This window comes from Shewanella sp. (assembly GCF_048265805.1).
In the GTDB taxonomy this organism is placed as follows: Bacteria; Pseudomonadota; Gammaproteobacteria; order Enterobacterales; family Shewanellaceae; genus Shewanella.
On sequence record NZ_JBLXAT010000003.1, the window covers coordinates 12,792 to 33,226 of the forward strand.

Genomic DNA, 20,435 nt, shown 5'->3' on the forward strand with positions numbered 1-20,435 from the left:
GGTTAGCCTCCGGCTACGGCAGAGAAAATATCGATTTGGTCATTTGGCTGGCACTGAATATTGGGCCAACAGCTGCGTGGAGCAATCACCCCATTACGCACTAACGCCACACTGTTGGCGGCAATCTGTTGTGACTCCACCAATGCTTGCAGGGTGATTTGCTGGTCAACCTCCAAGGACTGACCGTTAATCAGTAACTTCATGAACATCTCCTTAGTGACGTAGCACAGTTGTCGCACTGTGGATCGCGGCTACGTTGTACTGGTCTAAATTGCAGTGTGGCAAAATCGACATGTAGCAGTTGACCGTTTAACGGTTGACTTTGTCCGTATAGATAACCGAGGGCGAGTTGGGCTTGCAGTGATGCCACAGTAGCGACTGCAGCCCCCATCACTCCCATACTGGCGCAGTGTTGCTGCGTTTGCGTGTCACTAGGAAAAACACAATGTAAGCAGCCAAACTTCTCAATGTCGCTGGCGGTAAACATCGCTAACCACGCTTTTTCTGCCGCAATCGCCGCACTCACTAACGGCAATCGCTGTCGATATGTCGCTTGGCTCAGCGCATGCCGACACGCAAAATTATCGGAACAGTCGAGAATCACATCCGCGGTTGGCAGATGCTGAGTAGACTCTGCACCAAACGGTTCGATTACGGGGGTAATTTGGCAGTCGCTATAGCGTTGCCGCAGTTTACGGGCCGCGACTAGCACCTTGGCTTGACCAATATGACTGTCGCGGTACAGGGTTTGTCGCGGTAAGTTATCCAGCGCGATGGTATCGGGATCAATCAAGGTTAATCTGCCCACGCCAGCCGCAGCCAGTAGTTGTGCCGCTTGTTGGCCTAATCCCCCCACGCCAACGATTACTGCATGTGCATTTAATAACTTGAGCTGCCCGTTCTCACCGCAACTGGGTAACATGATCTGTCTTGAATAGCGGATAAATTGGCGACTGCTCAGCGCCTTGAGTTGCTCAGTCATGGCACACCTCCAGCGCGGGCAGCTTTTGCTGCCACAGTTGCTGTAGATAGCGATAAGCCGCAGCGATATTGTCCGCCTCTGTCACCGCGCGCACTACCGCCGCCGCTTGTACGCCTGTCGCGTGAACCTTAGCCAAGTTGCTTATATTGATGCCACCAATTGCCACGGTAGGAACCACATCGGCAAGGACGTTGGCATAATGCTGCAAACGATTAAGCCCCTGTGGCAGTGACGGCATGACTTTGGTGGTCGTGGCAAAAATGTGTCCGAGTGCTAAATAATCGGGTTGGTAGTTCAATGCAATAAGTGCTTCAAAAAAGCTGTGGCTAGACAATCCTACGACGATGCCGACGGCACGGATTGCCACCAAATCTGCTTGTGCCACGTCCTCTTGCCCTAGATGCACACCGTAGGCGTGATACTTGAGCGCTAACTGCCAGTGGTCATTGATAAACAGCTGCGCGTGATACCGCTTAGCTAGAGCAATTGCCTGTTGAATGGTGGATTCCAGCAACGAATGGTTGCTAGTTTTCAGCCGTAATTGCACGGTTAAGCACCCTGCCTGCAGCAATTCAGCCAGCTGTTCATAGCTGCTAACGACTGGATAGATTGGGCTAACAAAAGCGAATTGGCGCTGCTGCGACCGCTTGATGCACGCCGAATGTAACGGGATGACTTGCGGAAAATTGCTAAAGCGCTGTGGAAATCCGCTATGACTGGGCGACCCAGCACCACCTCCAACAGCATAGCTTTGGACCAAACCATGATGCACATAAGCTTTAGCCAGCACGATGGCATCAGGTATCACCCACGCTTGGGCAATAAATGCCGCTATCGCGCTGGATAACATGCAGCCCGTGCCGTGATTATTGCGTGTCGCCACCCGTGTTGAACACAACCGATAGGCTTGATTGGCATGTTGCTCAGCACAGAATGCAGGCTGCCTTAAATACAGCAAATCCTCGGCCGATGCTGATTGCTGGAGATCGCCACCTTTGAGCAACAGATGAGCGTCGGTCAGCGCAGCAATTTGCGGTAACGCGGTAATTAAGTCAGCGAAGCTATCGCATTGCTGATCTATCAGCGCCGCGACTTCAGCGACATTGGGGGTAAATACTGTGGTTAGCGCCAATAGCGGACTAAAGTCCAATGGACCGCGGCCAAAATCACTTCCACTGGTGGCACATAGCACCGGATCAAGCACTAACGGAACGTGACTCACATGCTGAGCCAACCAACTGGCAAGGCATTCAAGCTGTGCTTGGTTAGCAAGCAAGCCGATTTTAATAGCGGCCGGCGGCATATCGCTAAGCAAGGTATCGAGCTGATCAAGTAGCATGGCATTGGACACAGCTGACACCGCATTAATGGCTTGTGAGTTCTGGGCGGTAATCGCGGTAACAACAGCGCAAGGGTGACAACCTAAGTCACTGACCGTGCGCACATCAGCGGTAATTCCTGCACCGCCGCCGCTATCGCTACCGGCAATGCACCAAACAATTGGGCGGCTAGATGAGGTGTTGGTCATTGCTCGGCCTCCTCGATAATCAGCGGTTGGTAGAGTTGTGCCCCCTGCTGGTTAAAGTTATCGGCCATTTGCTGCATGCCTCGTTGCTGACTTGCAGCGTATTCGCGCACCTCTTGGCTGATTTTCATGGAGCAAAACTTGGGACCGCACATCGAGCAAAAGTGCGCTACTTTAGCTGAGGCTTGTGGCAAGGATTCATCGTGAAATTCACGCGCGGTTTGCGGATCGAGCCCGAGGTTGAATTGATCTTGCCAGCGAAACTCAAAACGCGCTTTCGACATGGCGTTGTCACGCAGTTGCGCAGATGGATGACCTTTCGCTACATCGGCCGCGTGCGCTGCAATTTTATAGGCAATCAACCCCTGCTTCACATCCTCCTTATTGGGCAGCCCTAGGTGCTCTTTTGGCGTCACGTAGCACAACATGGCGCAACCGTACCAAGCGATCATTGCCGCGCCTATACCCGAGGTGAAGTGGTCATATCCCGGTGCGATGTCGGTAATTTGTGGGCCAAGCGTATAAAATGGCGCCTCATCGCAGCAATCTAGCTGCTTGTCCATATTCTCCTTAATCAATTGCATCGGGACATGTCCGGGGCCTTCAATGATGGTTTGCACGTCATATTCCCAAGCAACCTTCACCAGTTCGCCTAATACTTCGAGCTCGGAAAATTGCGCAGCATCGTTGGCATCACTGATACAGCCGGGGCGCATACCATCCCCCAACGATAACGACACATCATAGGCAGCACAGATTTCACAGATATCGCGAAAATGCTGATACAGAAAGTTCTCTTGATGATGGCTCAAGCACCATTTCGCCATAATCGAGCCGCCGCGAGACACAATGCCAGTCGTACGATTAGCTGTTAACGGCACGAACCGCAGCAACACCCCAGCATGAATGGTGAGGTAATCCACGCCCTGCTCCGCCTGTTCAATCAAGGTATCTTTGAAGATTTGCCAATTGAGGTCTTCTGCCACGCCATTGACTTTTTCCAGTGCCTGATAAATAGGTACAGTGCCAATCGGCACCGGTGAGTTACGGATAATCCATTCACGGATTTCGTGAATGTGGCGGCCCGTTGACAGATCCATTACCGTGTCTGCGCCCCAACGGGTGGCCCACACTAACTTTTCAACCTCCTCTTCAACACCTGACGACACGGAGGAATTGCCGATATTCGCATTGACTTTAACGAGGAAATTACGGCCAATAATCATTGGCTCCGCTTCTGGATGATTGATATTGAGGGGAATAATGGCGCGCCCTGCGGCGATCTCCTGCCGCACGAATTCAGGCGTGATCTGCGCCGGAATGTTAGCGCCAAACGCCTGCCCTGGCTGACGCCGATTAAGCTGCTCATCACTTATCTCATGTAACGCCATATTTTCGCGAATAGCGACATACTCCATTTCAGGAGTAATCACACCGCGGCGGGCGTAATGTAGTTGGGTGACACTGTGATTTGGCTTAGCTCGACGAACTGTCGGCAGATTTCCGAAACGCGGTAGCGTTAATGGCGGTTGCGTACGCCGCTGCTTAGTAAAAGCGGCACTAACATCATCAAGAGGTTCACTATCTTGGCGTTCGTTAATCCAAACTTCACGAAACCGCGCTAAACCACGCTGCAAATCGATAACTGCATCTGCATCAGTGTAGACCCCCGCGGTGTCATACAGCGGAATGTCAGGGTTGGAGATGGCCGTTACGCTACCATCGGCTTTGGTAACGAGACTGTCGGTTTGGCTGATAACACACATGCCAACACGCAGATCAGCACGGCTGCCCTGAACATAATGTTTGCGCGTACCTTCGGCAAGTTGTGGGGTGAGGTTAGCAATAAACGATTGCGCCTGCTGGCGCTGAGTACGACGATTTGACATAAGCAAGCTCACTTTTGGTTGAAAGAAAGTTGCTTGTCAGGAGAGTTGATAGCAAAGCATTAGCGATAGGATAACGCTGTCAGCGGCCACGCCGAAAGGCAGAACTATCTACTATCACCAAACGTTTAACCTGTCTGCACAGTATACGCAGACAGGTTAAACGCGCAGCTTGTTTCCTTCGCAGGTGCTAGCCTGATCAGGTTCAACGGATCCCGAATTAACGGTCTCAGCCCAGTTGGGCACTCCGACAAGAGCCAAAAGTATAGCCACAGAATTATTCGCTAAGCAATAGTTTTGTATGATAAATAAATATTGAATGAGTGAAAATTATTGAACGGATAACGCCTTAATTTATATGATATAAGTATAATTCTTGGGTTTTATAGTAAAAAAAATAGCACAGAGTTAGATGCTAACAATGTGCTATTTTCGTGGTTTTTAGCTGTTCACAAGCGCCGTTGTAGTGACGGCTGTCTGTAAAAACTCTTCATTGTGACGCAACATATCGAGCAATTCATCGATATATGCATCTTGTCGCTCTGAATAATTTACTAAGCCATAAATCAATTTTTCAGCGCTTAGCGGCTCAGACTGGGCACGTAAATCCGCACGGATTGAGCGAAACAATCGATATGCCCCATTAGAATTGAGGTTGCGCATGTAAGATGCGATCGACTCGTCAACGCTAGCAAACACTTTTACTTCGTGTACTTGGCCATCACCGCGTGATTGCGGCACCAAACCACAGCCTTCAGAGAAACACCATTGACCAAAGAAGTTAAACCCTTCACGCGCAAAGCGCGAGCTGCCCCAACCTGATTCGTTGGCGGCCTGAACAAGTACCATAGACTCTGGAATAATATCGACGCGACGTAGCAGTTCCTTCACAGAGGATATGTCGATATTACGTATGCCATAGTCATACTTTTCTGCCAGCGTTTGTACTCGGTAGACTTCAGCGTTATCTAAGTCCAAACCGTTTTCTAAATGCGATCTTACTGACAGCAAAAATTTACGTTCGCCAGCGATAACTCGGTTTTGCTTGCGCACCGCAGGTCGAAGGAAATCAAAGAAAGCTTTCTTTTTGGCTTCTACATCCGTCATTTCTGAAAAATCTGGGATCAGATTAATGCCAAGTTGGTTCTTTTCTACCAGTGGTGTGATCGACGGATCTGAGTCATTAATTGGAATAAAAATAACTCGTAAAGCGATAACTGCGGCAATCACGACAGCGATTGCTAACACTGATGAACCGACTCTTCCTGTTCTCAAACAGCCCCCTTAGCCATGCTCAAGAGAATTGAATAACCTGTGATTATAAGCGAGCTCGGCGATTTAACAAAATTTAAGCGTGGTAGTAGCGCTAGTGAGCGGCATAAAAAAGGCCGCATTTCTGCGGCCTTCTGTTGATAATGGCTATGAAATCAATCCAATATTGCGGCGATTGCCTTGCAAATTACTGGTACATTGCTAGTGGTCATACCGGCCACACTGATACGGCCTGAGCCAACAATGTAGATAGCAAACTGCTCTTTCAGCTGTTCGACTTGCGCTTTATCCAAGCCAGAAAAACTGAACATACCTTTCTGTCCAGAGATAAACGAGAAGTCTTGTTTAACTCCTTCAGCCGCCAACGTCTCAACAAACAAGGTACGCATTTTAGCAATACGTTCACGCATCTCCTTAACTTCGTTTTCCCAAATACTGCGCAGTTCTGGCGTTGATAGAATAGTGCTCACAATCAACGCACCGTGTGCCGGTGGGTTGGAGTAGTTAGCACGAATAGTGCGCTTCACTTGGCTAAAGGCCTTCTCCGCAGCCGCTTGGTCTTCCGCCACTAATGTCACGGCACCAATACGCTCGTTGTACAAACCAAAGTTTTTAGAAAACGAGTTAGCGACGATAAGTTCTGGCACCATGGCCGCTACGGTACGCAACCCGATAGCATCCTCTTCAACGCCATCACCAAAACCTTGGTAAGCGAAATCGAACAACGGCACTAAAGCTTTACTCGCACATAGTTCGCCAATCGCCTGCCATTGCTCTGCGGTTGGGTCGATACCTGACGGGTTATGGCAGCAGCCATGTAGCAGTACCAGATCGCCAGCTTGTGCTTGCTGCAGATCCGCTAACATGGCAGTAAAGTTCAAACCATGAGTGCTCGCGTCGTAGTATTCGTATTCTTTGATACTAAGGCCGGCGGTTTCGAAAATATTTTTGTGGTTAGCCCATGTTGGGTTACTTACCCAAATCGTGCGGCTATCAGTGTTGCGCAGCACAAATTCTGCCGCAACACGCAGTGAACCAGTACCTCCTGGCGCTTGTGCGGTAACTGTGCGTTGTTGTTTGAACAGCGCGCTGTCGGCACCAAATAGCAGCTCCTGCACCATTTTGTTGTACAGCTGCACGCCTTCAATACCGAGGTAGTTTTTACTGGTTTCTTCTTTAAGTAGCTTTTCTTCGGCAAGCTTAACGGATGCCAGCACAGGTGTATCACCTGCATCAGTTTTATAAACGCCAACCCCTAGGTTAACTTTTTCCTGCCGAGGATCCTGTTTAAACGCGTCCGTCAAACCGAGAATTGGGTCAGCGGGAGCGGCAATCACGTTGGTAAATATCATCACTTTTTCCTGTGCTGTGCTGAGTAGAGCTTGTTGCCGACAGTTATACCATCACTCGTTAACGCGACATAGACTAAGCGCAAAAAACCTTGGGTTAATTGGTGAAATTCTGAATTTAGCGGGGAGATAAAACACGATATCGCAAAAGCACCAAAAATACCCTCCAGCATAGCTGGCGGTTTTCCATCTATTGGCATCTTTTATGGCTCACTATAGATGAATCATATTCATATGCTGTGTGCATTCGATTTCGAAGACCTTACTTAATCCCCTGCACCTATTCGGCACAGAGGACTACAGCAGGGATGTTAGCTGGTAAATCCATAGAGCGTGACGATACGCATAAAACGGGCTTGGTATTGTTGTTGATTACTTGGCGGCAGCCACTCATCTAAGCCCTTATCACCTTTCTGACGATTAAGTGACGCCTCTACTGCCACTAGATTGCGCTCATCATTAGCGAACTGCTCACGCTTAGCTTGGCTCCATTTATCGGCACCGTGTTTCCACGCCCAGCTCAACGGCACCACGTGGTCAATATCTAATTGCGATGCATCGGTGAATACTTGGCCAGAGTAAAACGATATCCATCGACCGTGAATGACCCGCCCTTTACTATTCACGACCAAATTGCCCGTGTTTTGAGACATTAACACCTCTTGGCGGGTATCGTGACCGTCCTGATCGACATCTTTCCAGCCATGACCAAATTTGTCTCTGGCATAGCCTTCGACTTGGCTTTGCGATTGGCGGCTGCCTTGCTTTGGCAGTTTACCGCCGGAGCGCAAACAGTCATCTAGCGACTTGAACGGCGTAAAGTGTTGAGTATTGGCAAAGTAGCGGCTAGATTCATCATGGCACAAGCCACTGGCTGATTTCTTTACCAGTGCATGCGCCGGTGCTGATAGCAAGCACAGCACAAGCACCAGTCGTAGGTTGAACGACATTAAGCAACCTCTAATGAACGACAAAAATAAGCCGCTCACTATGCCAGATATACAGATAATAAATCACTATCAAAATGACTAATTTTCAACCAGTTAGCGCAGCTATATTACAATATCTCAGGTGGGGTTAAGCACATCATCGGAATGGAATATGAAAAGCAAAGCGGGGTTCAGTTTTCACTGAACCCCGCTTCTAAATTCTGGCGGTGAGTGAGAGATTCGAACTCTCGATACGTTGCCGTATACACACTTTCCAGGCGTGCTCCTTCAGCCACTCGGACAACTCACCATATTGTTTGTGACAGCCGTTGATAATAGAGCAACGGTGACAACGGAGCGGTACTTTACGCAAAACCCTATTACGGGTCAAGCAAAAATACCGCTGACGATGTTGGATGAGTATTTGCTGAGCAAGTCTATGATTTTTAATTAGCAGTTGTTTTAAAACGTAGGATTTGTTGCTTTAAATGCTCTGCGTCTTCTTGCAACGATTTATTTAACGTTCTGAACTCCTCTGCGATCTGTTTAGTGCTGTTGTAGCTCTCACTGATCTGCAATGCGTTTCGGTTCACTTCCTCCGATACGACCGACTGTTCATGTGTAGCGGCGGCGATCTGTTCGTTCATACTTTCAATCAGTTCGACTTGCGTAACGATTTGATAAAGCTCTTCCCCCGCGCGATTGGCTTCGTTAACGCTCGACTCTGCACGTTGTTTGCCTTTGTTTATTGCAGACACCGCTTGTTGAGCGCCGACTTTGAGCCGGTCGGTCATTTTGCGAATATCTTCTGTCGAACTTTGTGAGCGTTGTGCCAGATTGCGAACTTCATCTGCAACCACGGCGAAACCCCGTCCCATCTCACCTGCCCTTGCCGCCTCAATGGCCGCATTCAGTGCTAGCAGGTTGGTTTGCTCGGCAATGCCGTTAATCTCTTCTAACAAGCCGACAATACTATGAATATCGGCATCCAATTGCTGAATCGAATTTGCCGCTGAGGTGATTTCGCTGGCCAGTTGACTGATGGCATCGGCGGTTTTGCGGACTTCAAGATTACCTTCTTTTGCTTCTTGGCTAGCGATGCGGGTAGCATCGGTGACCTTAACAGCATGTGTGGCAACCTCCTGAACGGTAGCGCTCATTTGTGTCATCGCTGACGCCACTTGCGCCGCTTCGGTATGGCCTGCGGCAACATTATTGTTAAGCTGGCTGGAATAATGGTCCATCTGTATGACTGCGTTTGCTAAGGTGTTGCAATTGTTGCGCACCGTATTAATCAACTTTTCGAACTCGTTCATCATGCTGTTAAAGGTTTGACTGATAGCCCCCAGTTCATCTGCGCCGGTTACTGGCAGTTTTAACGTCAGATCAAAGCTGTCTTTAATATGGCTGATGCCATGCCGCAGCACCTTCAAACGGGAAAGCATGTTACTGATGAGCAGATAACCTAAGAGCGAGATAATGACCAATGCGGCTAGCATGGTGCCGCCGATAGTCCAGCTTCTCGCTAATAATGCGTTTAAGTGGGATTGTGTTTCGTCCAGTAGCGATTGCTGCAGCAGTACCTCAAATTGCCGCAGTAACTCTATGCGAGCCGTCGACGCGGCAAACCATTGCTCGGCGGATTGTGCCGCAATCTCTTGCGCGTTTTGGCTAAAAGCGATCTGGCGGTAGCGAGTGACTTCGGCAGTTTTGGCATCTTGTAAAAGCGCCTGATACTGCTTGGCGTTATTGTCTGCGGCTAAACCGAGGAAGCGACTTTGAAAGCTGTCCTGCTCAGACACCAAAGTAACAAAACGTCGGAACATGCCTGCGCTAAACCCTTGTTGACCAAAGGTTGAACTTAGCACGGCGCGCTCAATACCCGCGCGTTCCTTCATCTGCAGATAAGCGGAAAATGCGGCCGTTTCCACAGCAATCTGTTTGTTTTCTCCCGTTTTTACGATCAGATCGACAATCGATAGCAACTGCGTGTTGAGCTTAGTGTAGTAAGCCACTTCATCAGCAACGCTAATTTTAAACTGCGACACCTGCTGGCGAATCTGTGCCAGTTTTGCGATCTCTTGACGTATCTCGTTAATGCGGGCGCTAATTGAGGCACTAAAACGATTGTTTGCGGTAAATTCGTTGTAACGCTGTAGCTCTGTGTCAGTTAACTTAAGTTGCCCAGGCAAAGCCGTGGCAAATGACCGCCCTTTTGAGCCGAGAAAGCCCGCGCTCATGCCGCGTTCCTTTTGCAACTCATGTACTAAATTACTGTGAATTTTGGCTAAATTTGACAACAGTAAGACCCGCTGCGTGGTCTGTGCACTAGCGACATATTCATTAATATTGAGCGCGCCAAACAGCGTGGCAAGCAGCAAGGGAGGAATAATTACAATGAGAAATTTAACTTTAATCGACAGGTCGCCAATCCATTGGAAGTTCATTAAGTTTCCTCTCTACACTAGGGGCTGTTAATTCAGCGAATGCTTCTGAGTATAGTCAACCGATGCAAGAGCGCTCACTTCTTAACGACAAAAAGCCTGATATTCCGATAAATATCAGGCCGTTCTAACATCACAAAAATGCTACGCGTTACCTTTTACTTGCAGTTTGAGTTCTGCGGCAAAATCTAGCATACGAGTGAGCGGCACTAACGCTTGTTGCCTTAGGCCGTCATCCACAAACACTTGATGGTCAGCAAGCTGATCACTTTCGGCGCTGAGCGCGGTATAGATCGCTTTTAAGCCGTTCATCGCCATCCACGGACAATGCGCGCAACTGCGACAAGTTGCTCCATGCCCACCGGTTGGCGCTTCAATCAGCGTTTTACCCGGTGCAGCTTGCTGCATTTTGTAGAAAATACCTTTATCCGTTGCCACGATAAAGGTGTCATGCGGCATGTTTTGCGCAGCATTGATCAACTGGCTGGTAGAGCCAACGGCATCAGCCATCTCTACCACACTGGCCGGAGATTCAGGGTGAACCAATACCGCTGCGGTTGGATATTGCTGCTTCAGCTCATGCAGCGCTTTGGCTTTAAATTCGTCGTGCACGATGCACTCGCCCTGCCATAGCAACATGTCCGCCCCCGTTTGTTTGGCAATATAACTGCCAAGGTGACGGTCTGGCCCCCAGATAATTTTCTTACCTTGGCTGTCGAGGTGTTCAACAATCTCTAATGCGATACTGGAGGTCACCACCCAATCTGCGCGAGCTTTAACCGCGGCGGAGGTGTTGGCGTACACCACGACTGTATGGTCTGGATGAGCATCACAAAAGCGACTGAAATCTTCAATCTGACAACCAACATCCAGTGAACAGGTCGCTTCAAGCGTTGGCATCAGCACGGTCTTTTCTGGTGAAAGGATCTTGGCGGTCTCACCCATAAACTTCACGCCAGCCACAATCAAGGTTGATGCATCGTGATGCTTACCAAATCGCGCCATTTCCAATGAGTCAGACACACAGCCACCAGTTTCTTCCGCTAAGGCTTGGATCTCAGGGGCTGTGTAGTAGTGCGCCACTAACGCTGCATTTTTTTGCCGCAGCAGCTTTTTAATCTCTGCTTGGTAAAATGCTTTATCAGCATCGTTAAGTGGTTGCGGTTTCGCTGGAAACGGATAAACAGTGGTAGATGACAGCAATTCTTGCGACATAACTCGAGCAACTGTAAAAAAACGGTTTGCAAAGTATACGAAAACTGTCACCAGAGCGTAACCGTTTTATGTTCAATAGCGTTGATTGCGGCCAAAAGTCTAATCTGCTGCGATAGCTAATGACATACGGGGAAATTGCAGTCGCCAACGAAAAAGCTCCGACCTAAGTCAGAGCTTTTGTATAACTACAGCGGCATCGTTAAATCGCGACCAGCATCTCTTCTGGCGTTTCTAAATACTGTTTCCACAGGTTGCAGAAACGCGCCATGGTAGCGCCATCAATCACGCGATGGTCGCCAGACCAACTAATTTGCATCAGTTGTCGAGCCACGACTTGGCCGTCTTCATCAAAACGCGGCAGCGTTTGGATTTTCCCCAAAGCGACAATAGCCACTTCGGGTTTGTTGATGATTGGCGTCGCAACTGTGCCACCAATCACGCCGATATTGGAGATAGTAATCGTTCCACCTTTCATATCGTCTGGTGCCAAACGTCCTTGACGGGCAGCGTTCGTCAGACGAGTTATGTCAGCGGCCAAGGTCAGAATCGATTTGCTTTGCACATCTTTGATGTTGGGCACCAATAAACCGACTTTGGCATCGACTGCCATGCCGATGTTATGGCTTGACAATAAGGTCAACTCAGTACAATCCCCATTAACACGGCTATTTATGGTCGGGAATTCGCTCAACGCCATCGATAGCGCTTTCATAATAAATGGCATCAACGTGAGTTTGCGCTCATCTGTGGTGTACTTAGCTTTTAAGCGTTCACGCAACGCGACCAATGCGGTGACATCAATCTCTTCGCAATAGGTAAAGTGCGGAATGGTTGATGCGGATTCGCTCATCTGCCGTGCCATTGCCGCTTGCACGCCTTTAATTGGACGTACAGTATCAGCGCCACTTGTCGCTGCCACAGGCTGAGGCGCACTAGTCGGCGTCGCGGTGGCTGTCGCAGTAGGTGTTGAAGACACCGCACCACCATCTTCTAAATAGCGGGCAATATCTTCTTTATGTACACGACCGTGCTTGCCACTGCCGGGTACTAACGATAAATCAATATCGTGGCTGCGAGCCATACGGCGCACGGCGGGACTGGCTACCGCTTTACCAGCACGAGCACTATTGTCAGTGTTAACCGCAACATCAACTAGCGCAGCTGCTGGTTTAGCATTTGCCGCAACAGGTTTGTCAGTCGTCGTTGATGATGATTCACTAACAGTGGTGATTTGGAATAGCGGGCTATGCACTTTGGCAATATCGCCTTTTTGCCAGTAAAGCTTGCTGACCACTCCGGCTTTTATCGCGGGGATCTGCACCAGCGCTTTATCCGTCATCACATCACACACTGGCTGGTCTTCATCAATGGTGTCGCCCTCGGCCACTAACCACTCAACCAACTCACACTCAACGATGCCTTCGCCAATATCAGGTAACAGAAAATCTTCAGTTTGCGACTCGGCGGTTGCCACAGCATCTTTTGTCGCTGCTGAGGTGGTTGCTGACGCAGAGTCCTCGTCGGTGACATCAACCGAAAACAGCGGCTGATGTACTTGGGCAATGGCACCTTGCGGATAATAAAGTTTTTGGACAACGCCCGCATATGGTGCCGGAATTTGTACCAAGGCTTTATCGGTCATGACTTCGCATACCGGTTGATCTTCAGCGATGGCGTCGCCTTCAGCGATAAGCCATTCGGTGAGTTCACATTCCACTACGCCTTCGCCGATATCAGGAAGAATAAAATCCTTAATCATTCACAACTCCTAGAAATTAATCGACGCTTTAATCGCTTCGAAGACTTTAGTGGCATCCGGCATGTACTCTTTTTCATGAACGAGCGGATACGGTGTGTCCAACCCACAAATACGCATGATTGGCGATTCTAGATATAGGAAACATTCCTGCTGAATCGTCGCGGCAATTTCGCCGGCAAAGCCGCCGGTCAACGGTGCTTCATGGCTAACGATCAAGCGGCCTGTTTTGGTGACAGACTTCGCCACCGTTTCAATATCCCAAGGCGCCAGCGTACGTAAATCGATGATTTCGCAACTGATGTCTTGTTCTTTTGCCATGTCGGCAGCTTGCTCAATTACGCTCACTTGCGCGCCCCAGGCCAATACCGTGATATCGCTGCCCTCTTGCACCACTTCAGCTTGTCCTAATGGCAAGGTGTATTCGTCTTCGGGTACATCATTAACGGAGGCACGATACAAGCGCTTAGGTTCGAAGAAAACCACGGGGTTGGCATCGCGAATACTCGATAGCAACAAGCCTTTAGCTTGGTAGGCATTACGCGGCACGACCACTTTTAAACCGGCAACTTGGGTAAAGTAAGCTTCTGGTGATTGTGAGTGGTAGTGACCACCGGCGATACCGCCGCCGTACGGGGTGCGAATCGTTAACCCACCCACATGAAATTGGTCGCCAGAGCGATAGCGGAACTTGGCCGCTTCATTCACAATTTGATCAAATGCTGGGAAAATATAATCCGCAAACTGGATTTCAGCGACGGGCGTCATGCCGTTAGATGCTAAGCCGTTCGCAAAACCCGCAATGCCTTGCTCAGTCAGTGGCGTATTAAAGCAGCGGTCTTTACCGAATTTGTCTTGTAGCCCTGAAGTAGCGCGGAATACCCCACCAAAGTGGCCGACATCTTCCCCAAAAACCAGCATCTGTTGATTGCGTTCCATCTCTAAGGTCAGCGCCTGATTGATGGCCTGTAACATGTTCATCTTTGCCACGGTTACAGTCTCCCTGCCGTTTTTGGATAAGCTTTTGGATATTTTTCGATATGTTGTTTCAGCTCAGCTAATTGCTGTTTAAGTCGCGGCGTTGGCTGGTCGTAAACATCTTCAATCAACAAATCGATGTGTGGTGCAGGCACTTTCTCCGCCGTTTTTACTGCGGCTAAGACTTCATCACGATATTGGCTGTAAAGCGCTTGCTCGTCCGCTTCGGTTAGCCAACCTTGATTGACCAACCACAACTTAAAGCGTTGTACCGGATCATGTTGGCGCCACTTAGCCTCTTCATCTTTGGAACGATAGCCTGATGGATCATCTGATGATGAATGTGCGCCAAGGCGATACGTCATCGCTTCAATCAACACTGGTGCAGAGTGTTTAACGGCATACGCACGCGCTTGCTGCGTGGCGGCCAGTACCGCCAACATATCGTTGCCGTCTACACGAATAGTATGCATGCCGTAACCTAAACCACGGCTAGCAATGCCGTTACCCGCAAACTGCTCTTCGGTTGGTGTCGAGATCGCGTAGCCGTTATTACGGCAGAAGAATATCACTGGCACTTTATGAACCGCTGCCATGTTTAGCCCAGCATGGAAATCACCTTCCGATGCGGCACCTTCACCGAAATAGCACACTGCCACATTCGGTTTTTGTTGCAGCTTTAACGAATAGCCGACACCGGACGCTTGCGGTATCTGCGTCGCCAATGGCGAAGAGATAGTTTGGAAATTAAGCGCCTTAGCACCGTAGTGAATCGGCATCTGACGGCCTTTACCTAAGTCCTGCGCATTACTGAACATCTGGTCCATAAACTGCTGCGTGGTAAAGCCACGATAACGCAACGCCGCATGTTCGCGGTACTGCGCCAAAATGATATCGTCAGCGTCTAACGCGGCGGCGCTACCAATCACTGCCGCTTCTTCACCGGTACAGGTCATATAAAAACTGATGCGCCCTTGCCGCTGCGCCGCCAACATGCGTTCGTCCAACACTCGGGTAAACACACAAGTATCAAAAATGCGTTGTGACAAAGCCTGGTCGATTTGTGGTAACTGCGCCTTATCGTACGTGGTGCCGTCTGCCTGCAAAATTTTAAGGATTGGGATCTCGAGTGAGTCACGATCGAGAAACGACGCTCGATGTACCACTGATTGCGAAAAATTAGATTGACTCATAGAGTGCTCTTCATCTCATTCAACGGAGCTTATTAGCTCAATATGGTATTGTTATATGCGAGTTGACACTAGGGGAAGTTTACGCGAACGGCAACATTCTCTAGCCTATTTTGAACATTTTAGCGCGTTCAGTTGCGTATAAAATGCTTTACATACAAACATCTTTTAAGGTGACCGGAACAACACAAAGTGCGGCACGCTGACCGATGGCTACCTTAGCATTAGGAAACACCACCGCTTCGCCTGTTACATCACAAAAAATCGTTTTGTCGCCATTTTTTGCAATAACATCGCCTTGAGTAAAGGTGGTGAAATTAGCCGTATCGTCCGAAAATGCAAAACTAAACTCGGGTTGCTCTCGGGTAATAACCCGTTTTACTTGATAAAACTTCACCTCAGCTAAAGCATCATCACTGGCTAACGGCTGCTGCGTGATTAAGGCCCGAAGCACGCGTTCAAGCGCACTAAGCCGGCTTAAATCGTTCTCACCAAATGGTGCAACTTTGCCTAATTCCACCGTGAAAGCATCTGCACCAAAGGTGTACGAGCTGTGATAGCTAAAGGTAAATGCCGGAGCATGATTAAATAAAAACGCTTCAATGCCAGCGCAAGCCAACAGCGCTAGTGTGTCAGCACGGTAACCGCGCTGCGGTTGATAAGGGCACACCGCAAATTTCTCATGTATAGAACCACGGATAGCCGTATGTAAATCCCAATGCAGTCGCGAGCGCGTTGCATCGCGGAAAAAACTCACTAACGCTTGCTCTAATTCTGCGGCTCGGCTGCGTTCAAGATTGGCTTCGGCCTGCTGATGACTGCCACAAAATAGACGATTTAAGTTCTCATCAACAAAGCGTGTGGCTTGGCGCATCGCAGGCGGATTACCAAAGATGAACAACAGCCGCTGTTTCGGCACCAATGTGCCAGCAAAAATCTGTTGCAGCAGTTGATTACACAACTCAATGGGCGCGGTTTCATTGCCATGAATCCCGCAGGACAACACGATGTCCTGCTCGCCTGCTTGATGAGGCTCAATCAGCAAAATACCCTCTGCTAACAGCTGCGCACTAAAATGTTCATGGGTAACGGTGTCGCAAAGGGGCGGCTCCCCAGTCAAAAGCGACTGTAAAAAATCATCGTTAGGGAACATCTTTGCGCCCATATATATCCTTATGTTGGCAGGTGCTGAATGGCAATGGCGCACATCTTAGCAGGTATCACCCACAGCGTCATAGTTCAACCGCTTACGAATGCAACGCGAAACACTTGCGTAGTATCGCGCGCCCTGTCAAAATTGCAGCCATCTAGACATCTAAAATGAGTTTTATTATGGCAGTTGCAACATTTGGTGCCGGTTGTTTTTGGGGCGTAGAGTATTTTTTCCGCCAAGTTGATGGCGTTATCAATGCCACCAGTGGCTACATGGGCGGCGATAACAAAGCCACCACCTATAAAGAAGTCAAAACTGGCGAAACCGGTCACGCTGAAGTGGTACAAGTTGAGTATGACCCGGCCAAAGTGAGCTACGACGACTTACTGCAAATTTTCTGGAAAAATCACAATCCAACCAGCCTGAACAAACAAGGGGCTGACATGGGCACGCAATACCGCAGTGTGGTGTTTTTCCATGACAAAACCCAGAAAGCGGAAGCCGAGGCATCCAAATTGGCGCTAATGAAAAGTGGCAAATGGGGTGCGCGCCAGATTGTCACTGAGATTGTGCCAGCACAGCAGTTTCATCGCGCCGAAGATTACCACCAGGATTATATTCAAAAGAACAACTTACCTAGCTGTCATATCGAGTATTAATCAACGCGAGACCGATGGCTTTTCGGTCGCTAAGCTGACAAAAACAAAGGCCTGCATCATGCACGCCTTTTGCTATTTACGATGATAAGCGCTATTGCGCGCTGAGATTATGAGGGTCTTTCGGCTTGTCTATGCCATCATTCGGCCAAACGTTAATCACCGCTTTAACCAACGATGCCAATGGAATGGCGAAGAACACGCCCCATACGCCCCACAAACCGCCAAACACCAATACTGCGGCGATAATAAATACTGGGTGCAGATCGACTGCATCAGAAAACAACACTGGCACCAATAGGTTGCCATCAAGTGCCTGAATCACGCCATAGCCAATCATCAGTTGGCCAAACTCAGCGCTCCAGCCCCACTGAAAGAAGGCCACTGCGGCAATAGGCAGTGTTACTAATGTTGCGCCAACGTATGGGATCAACACAGACATCCCCACCGACACACCCAGCAATGCGGCGTAGTTGAGCCCCATCAATGCGAAGAAGATGTAGCTGACGACACCGACAATAACTAACTCAATGATCTTGCCGCGAATGTAGTTAAAGATCTGCTGATCCATCTCTAACCATACCACTTTCACCAGCTCACGATTACGTGGCAAAAAACGGCGCGAGCCGTTAATCAGTTGATCTTTATCTTTAAGGAAGAAAAACACCAGTAGCGGCACCAAAATAGCGTACACCAATAATACTAACAGTGATGCTGAGAAGCCCAGTAACTGCTTAGCAAAATTGACCAGATGCTCGGAATCAACCAACTTTTTGCTCTCTTGCAGCAAAGTATCTAACTGGTCAGCACTGATATATTGCGGATAATCACTGGCGATACGCTGCAGCAGCGCTACGCCTTTATCAACCATATTGGGGAACTCGGCGACAAAGGCGGATGCCTGCCGCCAGATGCTTGGCATCAAACCAAAAGTGATCAGCAGCATGATGGTGATAAACACCACCAATACTAACGAAGCCGCCATGGTGCGATTAATGCCGATCTTGGCCATTTTAGCGACTGGCCATTCCAACAGGTACGCTAACACCAACCCCAGCAATAGTGGCATCAGCAGATGACCGGCGTACAAAATCACGCCGCCCAATATCAACATAAAAAACAGTAAGGTGACCGCTTGCGGATCACTAAAGCGCGCTAAATACCAACGACGTACATATTCAAACATTCGAATTAACCTGTAACAGCCCTATATTAGGCAACGATGTGGCAATATCTGGCATGACGCTAAAATCAGCCTAAGAATATGCCATTTTTTTGGGAAGGCGGGAACATCAACCCGTCAAATGAGTCTCAATTTAGCGGGTATTTGCCAGATGTTGTGCAGTAACGCAGCAATTTGGTTACGATATAAAGCATTTGATTCTCAAAAGCTTGGGTTTGTCATATCACGCTTGCAATTCATCGACCACCCTCATTATGCTAAGGGCGGTGCAAACAAGTCTTTGTGACATGCTGGATTTGTAAGCCGTAGCAGTTCTAGTCTAGGCTGCTAACTGCGCCTTGCATCTGAAAGCTGTATGCCCACGCAGAGCACGCTCGGGAATGTTCGCATCTTCCCAAGGCGCCACCCGTTGGATATTCCATAGAACACCAAAGGTTTAGTTTGAATACTCTTACACGTCGTTTACTCAGAAAATCCCTACTCAGTGTTACTGTCGCGCTCTCCTTAAGTTGCGCTACGCAAAGCTTTGCGCGCAACGACCTGCCCGATTTAGGTACCGCAGCAGTGAATACGTTAAGCATGGATCGCGAGCTACAATACGGCGACATCTATATGCGTGTGATCCGCGCGCAGGCCCCCGTGTTGTATGACCCGCTATTGGAACAATATATCTCTGAGCTGGGTGGAAAACTGGTGTCCCATGCAAATGATGTACGGACACCATTTTATTTCTTCATGCTAAATAATGATGAGATTAACGCCTTTGCTTTTTTCGGTGGCCACGTGGCCGTACATAGCGGGCTGTTTTTGTATGCTGATAATGAAAGCGAACTCGCCTCTGTGCTGGCGCACGAAATTACCCACGTTACCCAACGTCACCTAGCGCGTTCAATGGAAGCGCAAAGCCGTAATGCACCGCTCACTTTGGCTGGGGTACTGGGAGCAATTTTGTTGACCGTTGCCGCCCCCCAGGCAGGCATGGCAACCTTGATGGGCACCCAAGCACTGAGCACCCAAAGTCGCATTAACTTTACGCGCGGTAATGAGCAAGAAGCGGACCGCATCGGGATGCGCGTCATGGTCGCGGCAGGATTTGATCCCAAAGCCGCAGCAGATTTCTTTGGTAAATTGGCGGCAAAATATCGCTATACCAGCAAATTGCCACCGATGTTGCTGACCCACCCTATTCCTGAGTCTCGTGTATCTGAAGCTCGCGACCGTGCGGCGCAGTACTCGCCGATGCGAGTGCCACCCAGTCTTAACTTTCAATTGGCCAAAGCGCGTATTGAAGTCCGCTTCTCTAGCTATTCAGCACAAGCGGCGCTATCACTCTTTGAGAAGCAATTAGAAAAACGCGATTTTGCCATTGAAGCCGCTGCGCTCTACGGTAAAGCGCTCGCCCTGTTCCGGCTTAACGAGTTCAGTAAAGCGGAAGCGATCGTCGATAAATTATTAAAACAAGATCCAGACAACGTGTTTTATCTCGATACCAAAACCGATATCTATACTCAGCGTAAAGATTACGACAAGGCTATCGAACTGTTAACCCATCAACTGAAATATCGGCCGTCATCTTTGGTACTAAATACCAACTTGGCCAATGTGTACTTAGAAAATAAGCAACCCGATAAAGCGATTCCAATCCTTGAGCAGATGACCTACGACGATAAGAATAACTTATTGCCAGTACAGATGCTCGGTGAAGCTTATCGTCAGCTCGGCGACAAGGCGCAGGAGTTTTATACCAACGCACAATTGCGTGCGCTACGTGCCGATTATAAAGGGGCCATTGACCAACTTAACTTCGCCTATCGCGAAGCAACAGGTAGGCCATTACTGATTGCCCGCATTGAAGCGCAACTGCGCCAGTTCCGTGATGCCGATGAACTGATGAAACGTTTTGAGGGATAACCCTTA

Annotated in this window: 16 protein-coding genes, 1 tRNA gene and 1 riboswitch; of the genes, 2 read left to right on the forward strand and 15 right to left on the reverse strand. The window is 49.0% G+C overall.

The features are described from left to right. Positions 1 to 2: 2 nt before the first annotated feature. The 14 genes from thiS to astE all read right to left on the reverse strand — a co-directional run bounded on the left by thiS (position 3) and on the right by astE (position 16,691). Positions 3 to 203 (reverse strand): sulfur carrier protein ThiS, encoded by a 201-nt coding sequence (gene thiS, locus ACN0TT_RS02560; RefSeq protein ID WP_417760575.1) that lies wholly within the window; start codon positions 201 to 203, stop codon positions 3 to 5. Beyond that, complete coding sequence (locus ACN0TT_RS02565; RefSeq protein WP_417760576.1) at positions 200 to 982, reverse strand: HesA/MoeB/ThiF family protein; 783 nt, start codon at positions 980 to 982, stop codon at positions 200 to 202. Before ACN0TT_RS02565 ends, thiS begins: the two co-directional genes overlap by 4 nt. Continuing rightward, entirely contained in the window at positions 975 to 2,510 is a 1,536-nt protein-coding gene (gene thiE, locus ACN0TT_RS02570; protein ID WP_417760577.1) for a thiamine phosphate synthase, read from the reverse strand. Before thiE ends, ACN0TT_RS02565 begins: the two co-directional genes overlap by 8 nt. Next, positions 2,507 to 4,396 carry a phosphomethylpyrimidine synthase ThiC gene (gene thiC, locus ACN0TT_RS02575; RefSeq protein ID WP_417760578.1) on the reverse strand — a complete coding sequence of 630 codons (1,890 nt, stop codon included), beginning with the start codon at positions 4,394 to 4,396 and terminating at the stop codon, positions 2,507 to 2,509. Before thiC ends, thiE begins: the two co-directional genes overlap by 4 nt. A 156-nt stretch (positions 4,397 to 4,552) precedes the next feature. Next, positions 4,553 to 4,653, reverse strand: a riboswitch (TPP riboswitch). A gap of 181 nt (positions 4,654 to 4,834) precedes the next feature. After that, positions 4,835 to 5,668: a glucosaminidase domain-containing protein gene (locus ACN0TT_RS02580; RefSeq protein ID WP_417760579.1), complete on the reverse strand. Its 834-nt coding sequence runs from the start codon at positions 5,666 to 5,668 to the stop codon at positions 4,835 to 4,837. A 152-nt stretch (positions 5,669 to 5,820) separates the two neighbouring features. Next, positions 5,821 to 7,017 carry an amino acid aminotransferase gene (locus tag ACN0TT_RS02585; RefSeq protein WP_417760580.1) on the reverse strand — a complete coding sequence of 399 codons (1,197 nt, stop codon included), beginning with the start codon at positions 7,015 to 7,017 and terminating at the stop codon, positions 5,821 to 5,823. 308 nt (positions 7,018 to 7,325) lie between these two features. Beyond that, positions 7,326 to 7,964: an HNH endonuclease family protein gene (locus ACN0TT_RS02590; RefSeq protein WP_417760581.1), complete on the reverse strand. Its 639-nt coding sequence runs from the start codon at positions 7,962 to 7,964 to the stop codon at positions 7,326 to 7,328. A gap of 201 nt (positions 7,965 to 8,165) precedes the next feature. Next, positions 8,166 to 8,253, reverse strand: a tRNA-Ser gene (locus ACN0TT_RS02595). Positions 8,254 to 8,389: 136 nt separating this feature from the next. Beyond that, positions 8,390 to 10,390 (reverse strand): methyl-accepting chemotaxis protein, encoded by a 2,001-nt coding sequence (locus tag ACN0TT_RS02600; RefSeq protein ID WP_417760582.1) that lies wholly within the window; start codon positions 10,388 to 10,390, stop codon positions 8,390 to 8,392. A gap of 141 nt (positions 10,391 to 10,531) precedes the next feature. Next, positions 10,532 to 11,602 (reverse strand): quinolinate synthase NadA, encoded by a 1,071-nt coding sequence (gene nadA / locus ACN0TT_RS02605; protein ID WP_417760583.1) that lies wholly within the window; start codon positions 11,600 to 11,602, stop codon positions 10,532 to 10,534. A gap of 199 nt (positions 11,603 to 11,801) precedes the next feature. Continuing rightward, positions 11,802 to 13,361, reverse strand: a complete 1,560-nt coding sequence (locus ACN0TT_RS02610) for a dihydrolipoyllysine-residue acetyltransferase (RefSeq protein WP_417760584.1) — start codon at positions 13,359 to 13,361, stop codon at positions 11,802 to 11,804. 9 nt (positions 13,362 to 13,370) lie between these two features. Next, the gene (locus tag ACN0TT_RS02615; protein WP_417760585.1) at positions 13,371 to 14,348 is read right to left on the reverse strand and encodes an alpha-ketoacid dehydrogenase subunit beta; all 978 of its coding nucleotides are present in this window, start codon (positions 14,346 to 14,348) and stop codon (positions 13,371 to 13,373) included. A gap of 2 nt (positions 14,349 to 14,350) precedes the next feature. Then, positions 14,351 to 15,529, reverse strand: a complete 1,179-nt coding sequence (locus ACN0TT_RS02620) for a thiamine pyrophosphate-dependent dehydrogenase E1 component subunit alpha (protein WP_417760586.1) — start codon at positions 15,527 to 15,529, stop codon at positions 14,351 to 14,353. 148 nt (positions 15,530 to 15,677) lie between these two features. After that, positions 15,678 to 16,691, reverse strand: coding sequence for a succinylglutamate desuccinylase (gene astE / locus ACN0TT_RS02625; protein WP_417760587.1), 1,014 nt, complete (start codon positions 16,689 to 16,691; stop codon positions 15,678 to 15,680). A gap of 167 nt (positions 16,692 to 16,858) precedes the next feature. Here astE and msrA point away from each other — a divergent pair, with 167 nt between their 5' ends. Beyond that, positions 16,859 to 17,338 (forward strand): peptide-methionine (S)-S-oxide reductase MsrA, encoded by a 480-nt coding sequence (gene msrA / locus ACN0TT_RS02630; RefSeq protein WP_417760588.1) that lies wholly within the window; start codon positions 16,859 to 16,861, stop codon positions 17,336 to 17,338. Positions 17,339 to 17,429: 91 nt separating this feature from the next. On the opposite strand, the gene ACN0TT_RS02635 is transcribed toward msrA, so the two are convergent. Then, a complete protein-coding gene (locus tag ACN0TT_RS02635) occupies positions 17,430 to 18,521 on the reverse strand; it encodes an AI-2E family transporter (RefSeq protein WP_417760589.1) in 1,092 nt (363 codons plus the stop codon). Between the two features lie 438 nt (positions 18,522 to 18,959). Between ACN0TT_RS02635 and ACN0TT_RS02640 the strand changes: the two genes are divergently transcribed. Beyond that, positions 18,960 to 20,429 carry a M48 family metalloprotease gene (locus tag ACN0TT_RS02640; RefSeq protein WP_417760590.1) on the forward strand — a complete coding sequence of 490 codons (1,470 nt, stop codon included), beginning with the start codon at positions 18,960 to 18,962 and terminating at the stop codon, positions 20,427 to 20,429. Positions 20,430 to 20,435 lie beyond the last annotated feature (6 nt).

Excerpts from the sequence above, each read along its gene's own strand:
- thiS (WP_417760575.1), bottom strand. The coding sequence starts at position 203 with ATGAAGTTACTGATTAACGGTCAGTCCTTGGAGGTTGACCAGCAAATC.
- ACN0TT_RS02565 (WP_417760576.1), bottom strand. The coding sequence starts at position 982 with ATGACTGAGCAACTCAAGGCGCTGAGCAGTCGCCAATTTATCCGCTAT.
- thiE (WP_417760577.1), bottom strand. The coding sequence starts at position 2,510 with ATGACCAACACCTCATCTAGCCGCCCAATTGTTTGGTGCATTGCCGGT.
- thiC (WP_417760578.1), bottom strand. The coding sequence starts at position 4,396 with ATGTCAAATCGTCGTACTCAGCGCCAGCAGGCGCAATCGTTTATTGCT.
- ACN0TT_RS02585 (WP_417760580.1), bottom strand. The coding sequence starts at position 7,017 with ATGATATTTACCAACGTGATTGCCGCTCCCGCTGACCCAATTCTCGGT.
- ACN0TT_RS02590 (WP_417760581.1), bottom strand. The coding sequence starts at position 7,964 with ATGTCGTTCAACCTACGACTGGTGCTTGTGCTGTGCTTGCTATCAGCA.
- ACN0TT_RS02600 (WP_417760582.1), bottom strand. The coding sequence starts at position 10,390 with ATGAACTTCCAATGGATTGGCGACCTGTCGATTAAAGTTAAATTTCTC.
- nadA (WP_417760583.1), bottom strand. The coding sequence starts at position 11,602 with ATGTCGCAAGAATTGCTGTCATCTACCACTGTTTATCCGTTTCCAGCG.
- ACN0TT_RS02610 (WP_417760584.1), bottom strand. The coding sequence starts at position 13,361 with ATGATTAAGGATTTTATTCTTCCTGATATCGGCGAAGGCGTAGTGGAA.
- ACN0TT_RS02620 (WP_417760586.1), bottom strand. The coding sequence starts at position 15,529 with ATGAGTCAATCTAATTTTTCGCAATCAGTGGTACATCGAGCGTCGTTT.
- astE (WP_417760587.1), bottom strand. The coding sequence starts at position 16,691 with ATGGGCGCAAAGATGTTCCCTAACGATGATTTTTTACAGTCGCTTTTG.
- msrA (WP_417760588.1), top strand. The coding sequence starts at position 16,859 with ATGGCAGTTGCAACATTTGGTGCCGGTTGTTTTTGGGGCGTAGAGTAT.
- ACN0TT_RS02635 (WP_417760589.1), bottom strand. The coding sequence starts at position 18,521 with ATGTTTGAATATGTACGTCGTTGGTATTTAGCGCGCTTTAGTGATCCG.